The organism is Bifidobacterium sp. UTBIF-68 (genome assembly GCF_006408855.1).
GTDB classification, from domain to species: Bacteria; Actinomycetota; Actinomycetes; order Actinomycetales; family Bifidobacteriaceae; genus Bifidobacterium; species Bifidobacterium reuteri.
The window spans coordinates 1-9,004 of record NZ_JFAN01000048.1; the positions used below are offsets into that span (position 1 = coordinate 1).

Below are 9,004 nucleotides of genomic sequence, written 5' to 3' on the forward strand. Positions count from 1 at the left end.
TTGCCCTTGGCCTCGTCCAATGCACGGGAGACCACACCCGGGCCGGAAACGCCGACGTTGATGACCGCATCGCCTTCGGTCACGCCATGGAAACCGCCGGCCATGAACGGGTTATCGTCGGGGGCATTGCAGAATGCCACGAACTTCACGCAACCGTAGGAGTCGTTGTCTGCGGTGGCGTGCGCAATGTCCTTGATGATGTGGCCGAGCAGTTCGACGGAGTTCATGTCGATGCCGGTTTTGGTGGATCCCACGTTAACGGACGAGCACACGATGTCCGTTTCGGCAAGTGCCTGCGGCAGGGACCGGATAAGCATCTCCTCGGCCGGGGTCATGGACTTGGATACGAGTGCAGAATAGCCGCCGATCAGGTCGACGCCGACCTTCTTGGCGGCACGGTCGAGCGCGTGCGCGATTTTGACGAAGTCCTCGGAGCTCTTGCACGAGCTTGCGCCGACCAGGGAAATCGGGGTGACGGTGATGCGCTTGTTGACGATCGGAATGCCGTAGTCGCGTTCGATGGCCTGGCCAGTGGATACGAGATCCTTGGCATACGTGGTGATCTTGTTATAGATGTTCTCACAGACCTCGTCGACGCTGTCGGCGGCGCAATCCAGTAGGCTGATGCCCATGGTGATGGTGCGCACGTCGAGCTTTTCCTGCTCGATCATCTGGTTGGTCTCGTGGACCTCCATGATATTCAGCATGGTTTTTCCTTACGATTAGTACGATTCGTGGCTTCGATTACTTGCGTGACTCACGTATGCCGCGGATCAGACGCGGTGCATCTTGGTAAAGATCTCCTCGCGCTGGCAGCGGATGCGCACGCCAATCTCCTCGCCGAGCTTGTCGAGATCGTCCACGACCTCGCCGAATTCCTTGTCGGCGTTGGAATAATCCACAATCATCATCATGTTGAAGAAACCGTCGATGATGGTCTGGGAAATGTCAAGCACGTTGACCTGATGTTCGGAAAGGTATGTGCAGACGCGTGCGATGATGCCGACAGTATCCTGGCCGACGACGGTGATGATTGCCTTGTTCATGGAACTCCCTAAATGCTAGGTGCGAATATCCAGTTACCGTCTCGGCGAATTGCCGGACGTGCCCTCAAGTATAGGAAAGGCACGTGCCAAAACACCCCTCTCTCCCGCTTTTCGCATTACATGGTGAGACGCCACACGCGCATGTCAGTAGTCAAACGTTTACCTAGGTCGTCACCGCCCACGGATTCACCCGCGCCGTGTCGCAACACAGCATGACATGCAACATCCGCCGGCAAACTACAACGCAGCGCACATATCGTGCCCATATCTCGCACATATCGCGTACATACCCCTGCACATACGGCAGCGGCCCCGCACCCGCCGTGTCACAAGGAACACGCAGGAACGGGGCCGCCGGATACGGCTCTACGTCTTAGCGCCAAATACCGTTCAATGCACGCGCATCAACCGCATCGATCTTGCCGGACGACGCGATGCGAAGCCCACCGTCGCCATCAGCGCCTTGGAACAGCATGCTTCCTGCCGTCTGACCGCCATTGAGGAACACTTCGACAACATTGCGGTCGAAGAACACCTCCACCTGGCGAACATCGGTGATGCCGCTGTCGAAGTCGACATCCTCCACCGCAGTGCCCTTGGCCACCAGGCGGGTCACGCCATCAGTGCGCTGCAGCAGCAGTTCGGTCGGCCTGCCGTCCTGCGGGTTGACGCCCTTCGCCAGCACCATGATGGCATCGGCATCATCCGCCAGATGCACGTTCGCATAGTATGCGTTGCCGGGAGCCGTAACGACCATATCCCCGCCATCGCAGTGCACGGCAAGACGCTCGCCGAGCAGCTCGCGGTACACTTCGCTCACCGGCTTGCTGTACAGCCTGCCGTCACGCACATGCAATTCGCGCGGCAGCGACATCATGCCGTTGGCCAGGCACGGCTGTTCGACACGCATCTCCGGAAAATCGGTGAACCAGCCGAATACGATGCGACGGCCGTTATCGTCGGCGAAGCTTTGCGTGGCGTAATATCCGGTGCCGAAATCGCACCAGTCGCTGGCCTTGACATCCAGTTTCGGACCATTATCGGTATTCACCAAGTCGCCGGCATACCAGCGCACCTGCTGGAAACGTCCCTGCTTGTCGCGGTAATGCATCAGCGCGCCCACGGCAACGGTCACGCCGTCGACCTGGAACAGGTCAGGGCATTCGTAGGTGCGTGCGATCTGATGACCGAAATCGGCAAGCACCGGCCCTTCGTAGCGCCATGTCACATTGCGCTTGAGCGGTTTCTTCGCGGAGAACAATGTCATGGCGGGAACGGTGGCGTTGTTCGGCTGGTCGACCCCCGGCTTGCCCTGAGGAGAATAAGTGAACCAGCCGCCGGTGTTCTGGGTGCTGATGCCGGGAACCGCACTATCGGCGGCGTCTGCGCTAAATTCCGATACCGGCAGATTGGTGGCGGTTACCATATAGGCACGATCCGGGTCGAGCGCCTCGCCGCCCATGCCGCATTCAACCTTCGGATCACGGAAGTCATAGCCAAAATCGTCATTCGCACGCAGCGCCACCGGCGATTCCACGCGAACATGCACGCCGTCCTCGCACAGGCAGGTGGTCTGGTATTCGGTGACGGAGGATTCGTCGCCGCGGGTTTCCAGATGACGGGTCAGGTACAGGCGGATGGCGTTTGCCTCGTTGCCGGCGACCGGATTGTCATGCTCGTCCACGGTCACGGCCGAACCGGAGAACGCGCCGCCGACGATACGCTCGTCGGTGTGCAGTTCGGGCTGCGGTTCCAGGAAGACTGGCAGATGAGTCCAATGCACCAGATCACGGCTTACCGCGTGCCCCCAATGCATATTGTCCCAGCCGAAACCATACGGGTTGAGCTGGAAGAACAGGTGGTAGCGCCCTTGGAACTGGCACAGGCCGTTCGGATCGTTCATCCAACGTGCGAACGGTTCGAAATGCGCGCCCGAACGCCCGAAACGGTTGTAGATCTGTTCCAGCGTGGGCTGTGCAGGCCAATCGGTGTCGTTTGGATTCATGTTCACGTAGCGAACGCCGTTGTCAAGCAGGTCATCGCATTCGGAAAGGTAGCCGAAGCGTACAACCAGGCCGCTTGCCGCCACGGTGACGGTGGATTTCTGCGGCACCGCAATGGAGAAATGATGCCTGCGTTCGGCGATGGGCATGGTGTGCGCCGCGATTGCGACGCCGTTGCCGTCCGCAACGGTGACGACGGCGTTCCCCTCGCCACAGCGTTCGGCGAACAGATCGAGCTGCCGGTAGCCGCCGGTTTCGATGGAGATGGAATAGGTATTCGACATAGTAGACCCCTCTACACGTGTGAAATGAATATGGAAAATGGATGGAAATACTCAAAGACGCAGTGCCGTCAGGAAACGATCGAATCGCGTTCGATGATGCGGCAACGCAACGGTGTCATCGGGCCGTTCTCCGAACGCCTGATCGAATCCTCACTGCGTGCAAGGCTTTCCGTGGCGGCTTCATCGTCGATCATGGCGACCAGCTGATGCATCGCTTCGAAGCCCATTTCGTAGTGAGGAAGCTCCAAGGTGGTCAACGCGGGTTTGAGCACGTCCGTAATGAGCGGCTGGTTGTCGATGCTGATCACGGAAACGTCTGTGCCGATGCCGACCGACCGCTCTCTGGCCGCCTCGTAGATGAAGGTCGCGCGCACATCGTTGAAGCAGAAGATGCCGTCCGGCTTGATCTCGTCGAACACGCGACCGGCTTCCGAAGCGGCGTTTGTGGCCTCTTCCACGTTGACGACCAACTGCTCGTCGAAGGGGATGCCCGCGTCCGCGAGCGCTCGGCGATACCCGGCGAACCGCTTCCCCTGGGCGATAATGGTGATTGAGGAACCGTAGTAAACGATGCGTTTGCAGCCGGCCTGAATCAGCCGATTGGTGGCATCGTACCCTGCCATTTCGTCGTCGGGGTAGATCGAGGGAATCTTGCGATTCTCGTCTTCGCTGTCGACGACGACCGTGGGGCTGCCTTCGAGTTCGTCGGGGATCTCCACAACACGGTGGTACATCATGGCATACAGGAAACCGTCCACGCGGTACTGCCGCAGGGCCGCGATCTCCTGGTTTTCCAGTTCCCGATCGTTTCCCGTGTTGACGGTGAGCAGAATATAGCCGAGTTTGCGCGCTGCCTCCTGCGCTCCCACCAGTACGCGCCCGGCATATGGCGTGGTGGCGATCTCATCGGTGATAAAGCCGAGGACATACGACCTGCTGGTGCGCAATGTACGCGCCACGGAGTTCGGCTTGTATCCCATTGATTGGGCCGTTCCGCGCACTCGTTGCGCCACCGCCTTGCTGACGCGATTGCGGTCCTTGTTGTTCATGACCAATGACACGGTGCAAATGGAGACGCCGGCCTCTTTGGCGATGTCTTTGATCGATACCAATGGTTTTGCCTTGTCTGCTTGGCGGCTTTGTGAAGCGGATTCCATTGTATGCCCGCCTTTCTTTGGCGACACTCTGCCGTTCAGCTTTTCGCGTATCGGATGCCCGGCTGCTCCCGGTCATGGATGTCCATTCCCGGAATCCGGCCGAACGAGTACACGATCCACGCAGTGCAGAACATTGGCAGCGACATGCCGAATACCATGAGCAGGCCCGGCCATTGCGCCCAGACGAGAATCGTCAGCAGCGAGAGTCCGATCTGCAGCAGGGTGCACAGCGGGCGTGCCACGATCATGGTCAGTGTGGTGCGGGCGATCCACAACGGACGTTCGTCGTAGTTCGCGCGCACCACCCAGACCAGCATGGTGAAGACCAGCAATACCAGCGCCAGGACGAACAGCACGCCGGAGACAGCCACATCGAACGTTCCCCGTGCGTGCCAGTTCATCATGTAGTAGTCGAGGGCGAGCACCACCCAGCACACGGCCAACGGCCAGCCGAAAAGATTCGCCTGCTTGAGTTCGTTCTTCCATGCAGTGTGGAAGATGCCCCACACTTCCTTGGCTCGCATCGAACGATCCTCTGCACGCAGCCACGTACGGAACGTGGTCTGCGCTGCGGCGCAGGACGGGAAGAATCCCAGCACCACGGCACCGAGCAGCGTGTGCGCGACCATGGCGACGTTCACCACGAAAATCGTGAGCAGCAGACGACAGAACCGTTCGTAGGCCACGGAAAAACGGGCAAGCATGGCGAATCCTTTCTCTGTTCGGCGGCCTTGGGCCGGTTGCGTTTCGGTTGTTGTGGCGATCAGCCCTTGACGGCGCCCAGCATTACGCCCTTGTTGAAGTACTTCTGCAGGAACGGGTACAGCACCAGCAGAGGCAGCGTGGAGACGATGATAATGCCGAACTTGATCTGGTCGGCCGCCTGCTGTTGGGCCGCGGCGTTGACGTTCGTACCGGTGCCTTGTGCCACCAGCAGCAACTGCTGCAAGACCACCTGCAACGGCTGCTTTGTGTCGTCGGTGATGTAGATCAAGCCTGTCATGAAGTCGTTCCAGTGGCCGACGAAGTAGTACAGGCCGATGACGGCGAGGATGGCGGAGCTCAACGGCAGCACGATCTTGAAGAAGTAGCCGAAGTAGCTCAGGCCGTCGATCTGCGCAGCATCATGCAGTTCCTCCGGAATGGAGGTTTCGAAGAAGGAGCGCGCAACGATCACGTTGTATACGGAGACAGCGCCGGGCAGGATGAACACCCACATGGTGTTGTTGATGCCGAGGGCTTTGTACAGCAAATAGTTCGGAATCAGGCCGCCGCTGATGAACATGGTGACGGTGAACAGGAACATGATGACGCGGCGCGGCTTGAACTCACGGCGGGACAGCGCGAAGGCGCAGGGGATGGTCACGGCCATGTTGACCGCGGTGCCGACCACCGAGTAGATGATCGTGTTGAGATAGCCCTGCCAGATGCGATGGTTGGCGAACACCTTCGCATACCCGACGAAGGTCACGCCTTTGGGCAGCAGGGTCACTTCGCCGCCGGCCACGGCATTCGGGTCGGAGAACGATGCGATGACCACGAACCACAGGGGGTAGAGCACTGCGACCACGGTGAACACCAGAAGCAGCACGATGACGAAGTCGACGGCCAGATCACCTGGCGTTTTCTTCTGACGTACATGCTTGTTCCAGGGAATATCGTTCTTGCTTTGGGCAACGGCCCCGGTTGTTGTTGCAGACATGATGGCTGCCTCCTAGAAAATGCTCGTATCGGAAACGCGCTTGGCGATCGCGTTCGCGGTGATCAGGAAGACGAAGTTGACCAAGGTATTGAACAGGCCGATGGCGGTCGAATACGAATACTGGCCGTTAATAATACCGATCTTGTAGGTGTAGGTCGCAATGACCTCGGTGGCCGGCATATTCAGCGAATTCTGCATCAGGTAGATCTTGTCGAAACCCACGTTGAGCACGGAACCCATGTTCATGATGAGCAGGATTGCGCAGGTCGGCATGATCGCCGGCAGGTCGACGTAACGGATCAGTTGCAGACGGCCGGCGCCATCGATCTTCGCGGCCTCGTACAGCGAGGTGTCCACACCGGCGAGCGCGGCCAGGTAGATGATGGAGTTCCAGCCGACGTGCTGCCAGACTTCGGAGATCCAGTAGACGGCGGTGATGGCGCTGGTGGAGCCCATCAGCGATTCGTCGCCGAAGAAGCGGCCCAGGATGCCGGAGCCCGGGGACAGGAAGATGTTGAGCATCGAGACGATGACCACCACGGAGATGAAGTGGGGCATGTAGGTGACGGTCTGTACGAAGCCCTTGATTTTCTTGGAGCCGATCTGGTTGATCAGCAGGGCCAGGATGATTGGGAAGATGAAGCCCATGACCAGCGTCCACAGGGAGATGCGAATGGTGTTGGTCATGATCTCGCCGAATAGCGGGTTATGGAAGAACTCGTTGAAATATTTGAATCCTACGAACTTGCCGCCGGTCAGACCCTTGGTCGGGTCGAATTCACGGAAGGCAAGCTGGATGCCCCACATCGGCACGTAGGCGAACAGGCCGACGAAGAACAGGGCAGGAGCGGTGAGGATCCACAGCTGCCAGTAGCGGCGGAAGTGGTCGGCGATGCGATCGAGCAGACCTGGTTTCTTGCGGTCGGGAGCCGCTTCCATCGCCACGGTCCGTGCAGCAACGCCTTGCGATGTTTGTGCACTCATGTTGGTCTCCAATTTAGGATGATTGCTAGGGAACAAAAATGCGGGGTCCGGCGGCAGTCACGGAAGAGAAACGAACCCGTGCGATGGACCCCGCGGTATTACTTGGCTACTTGGTGTACTTGTCGTACCACTTCTGCCAAATCTTGATGTTGGCGTCGAGACCGAGGGTCGGTTCGGACACCTTCTTCACGTAGGCATCCCATTCCTTGTCGATGCCGCCCTTCTGGACCCACTTCGCGATCTGGTTGTTCGCGTAGTTGGAGATGGCGGTGTTGTTGTTTTGCAGGGTGTTGGAGTCCTCGGTATTCGGGCGCACGTAAATCGGTACGACATCCTTGACGCCGTCGACGCGGTTGCGCGCCTCACGAATGGCCAAATCGGACGCAGTGACCTGGTCGGCGTTGGTGTCGTTGACCATCTTCACGTCGTCGCGAATCCAGCCACCGAAGCGGTCCTGCAGGGCGACGGCGCGGGTATCAGGATATTCGGCGTAGGCTTTAGCCTTGTCGATGGTGTACTGGTGGTCGCCGTCATCGGAGACGATATCCGGAATAGAGCCGAAGAATCCAGCCACGGAAAGCTTCTCGCCGTACATGGCGTCGATCACCTTGTAGATGGCGTCCTGGTTGGCTGCGTTCGGGTTGACGGTCAGGCCGGAACCGGAGTAGGCCCAGCGGCAGGCGTCCTGGGAATAATCCCACTTGACCTGGGAGTCGGGCGTGGAGGCGTCCTTCTTCAGCGGCGGCAGGGTGACGTACTGGTCGCCAAGCGCGTTGCCGTATTCGGCGTAGTTGGACCAACCGAAGGAGACGCCGGTCAGCGCGGTCTTGCCGTCACTGACGGTCTGCGAAGTGTATTGCGAGGCGTCGCGGGTGAGCACATCCTTCGGGATAAGGCCCTTGGCCATGAGTCCGTGCAGGTAGGAGACGACGTCCTTGAGCGCGTCGGAGGTGTAATAGCTCTTAACCTTGCCGTTGTCCACATAATAGCCCTGTTCGGAAGCGCCGCCGCCCATGAAGGAGGTGACCACGCCTTCGGAGTTCATCAGCGCCAGAGGGCTCCACAGGCCGAAGCCGAGGCTGCGGATATTCATCGGCACCTCATCAGCCTTGCCGTTGCCGTTCGGATCCTGGGTCTTGAAGGCTTCGAGCACGTTCTCGAGCTCGTCCCAGGTGGTCGGCATCTGGAGGCCCAGTTTGTCCAGCCAGGTCTTGTTGATGAACATGTGGGTGCCGGAGACCTCATAGCCTTTGCCGCGGTCGGAGGGCAGCATGGCGATCTTGGTGCCATCGGTAACGTACTTCGCGGCGCCCGGCTGGGCCTTGAGGAACTTCTTGACGTTCGGCATCTTGTCCAGATGCGGCTTGAGATCCTCGAAATAGGTGCTGTACTTGGCCGCATCCACCATGCTGAACAAGCTCAAGCCAATGTCCGGGAATTCACCGGCGGCCATCTTGGCGCTCTTCTGCTGGCCCCAAGCGTTGTCGGAGACTTCCTGCCACTTGATGGTGCAATCGCAGGCGGCTTCCAGATCCTTGGTGTACTGGGTGTCCTGCATCGGATGGTCGGTCACGTTGCGACGAACCAGAATGTTGACGATTGGCTTGCCGTTCTCGTCTGTGGTGGCCTGCTTGTTGCCGCAGGCGGCAAACGTCGTGACCATAGTCGCGACTGCAGCTATTGATGCCAACAGGCGAACACTTCTTCGTGCCATGATTAGGCTCCTTCTTCCTTGATGTTTCCTCCCCGTACCGATGTAAGACGCACCGGTACGACCCCGTCAGCCACTTGCTTTGTGGTTGTTTCTTTGCGGTGGTTAACACTATAA

Annotated in this window: 8 protein-coding genes; all 8 read right to left on the bottom strand. The window is 59.0% G+C overall.

Translation table 11 applies throughout. The annotated features are described in order from the left end of the window. A partial coding sequence (locus BW14_RS11310; RefSeq protein ID WP_140490705.1) for a DUF711 family protein occupies positions 1–707 on the bottom strand: 707 nt, incomplete at its 3' end. Positions 708–773: 66 nt separating this feature from the next. Continuing rightward, a complete protein-coding gene (locus tag BW14_RS11315; protein ID WP_034879504.1) occupies positions 774–1,046 on the bottom strand; it encodes an ACT domain-containing protein in 273 nt (90 codons plus the stop codon). Positions 1,047–1,419: 373 nt separating this feature from the next. Beyond that, a complete protein-coding gene (locus BW14_RS11320; protein WP_140490707.1) occupies positions 1,420–3,333 on the bottom strand; it encodes a glycoside hydrolase family 32 protein in 1,914 nt (637 codons plus the stop codon). A gap of 68 nt (positions 3,334–3,401) precedes the next feature. Further along, complete coding sequence (locus BW14_RS11325) at positions 3,402–4,490, bottom strand: LacI family DNA-binding transcriptional regulator (RefSeq protein ID WP_140490709.1); 1,089 nt, start codon at positions 4,488–4,490, stop codon at positions 3,402–3,404. Between the two features lie 35 nt (positions 4,491–4,525). Next, positions 4,526–5,194, bottom strand: coding sequence for a YesL family protein (locus BW14_RS11330; RefSeq protein WP_140462612.1), 669 nt, complete (start codon positions 5,192–5,194; stop codon positions 4,526–4,528). A gap of 59 nt (positions 5,195–5,253) precedes the next feature. Then, positions 5,254–6,192: a carbohydrate ABC transporter permease gene (locus tag BW14_RS11335; protein WP_038444913.1), complete on the bottom strand. Its 939-nt coding sequence runs from the start codon at positions 6,190–6,192 to the stop codon at positions 5,254–5,256. Positions 6,193–6,204: 12 nt separating this feature from the next. Continuing rightward, positions 6,205–7,176 carry a sugar ABC transporter permease gene (locus BW14_RS11340; protein WP_033500025.1) on the bottom strand — a complete coding sequence of 324 codons (972 nt, stop codon included), beginning with the start codon at positions 7,174–7,176 and terminating at the stop codon, positions 6,205–6,207. A gap of 106 nt (positions 7,177–7,282) precedes the next feature. Then, positions 7,283–8,890, bottom strand: a complete 1,608-nt coding sequence (locus tag BW14_RS11345; RefSeq protein WP_140490711.1) for an extracellular solute-binding protein — start codon at positions 8,888–8,890, stop codon at positions 7,283–7,285. Between the last annotated feature and the right edge of the window lie 114 nt (positions 8,891–9,004).

Excerpts from the sequence above, each read along its gene's own strand:
- BW14_RS11315 (WP_034879504.1), bottom strand. The coding sequence starts at position 1,046 with ATGAACAAGGCAATCATCACCGTCGTCGGCCAGGATACTGTCGGCATC.
- BW14_RS11320 (WP_140490707.1), bottom strand. The coding sequence starts at position 3,333 with ATGTCGAATACCTATTCCATCTCCATCGAAACCGGCGGCTACCGGCAG.
- BW14_RS11325 (WP_140490709.1), bottom strand. The coding sequence starts at position 4,490 with ATGGAATCCGCTTCACAAAGCCGCCAAGCAGACAAGGCAAAACCATTG.
- BW14_RS11330 (WP_140462612.1), bottom strand. The coding sequence starts at position 5,194 with ATGCTTGCCCGTTTTTCCGTGGCCTACGAACGGTTCTGTCGTCTGCTG.
- BW14_RS11335 (WP_038444913.1), bottom strand. The coding sequence starts at position 6,192 with ATGTCTGCAACAACAACCGGGGCCGTTGCCCAAAGCAAGAACGATATT.
- BW14_RS11340 (WP_033500025.1), bottom strand. The coding sequence starts at position 7,176 with ATGAGTGCACAAACATCGCAAGGCGTTGCTGCACGGACCGTGGCGATG.
- BW14_RS11345 (WP_140490711.1), bottom strand. The coding sequence starts at position 8,890 with ATGGCACGAAGAAGTGTTCGCCTGTTGGCATCAATAGCTGCAGTCGCG.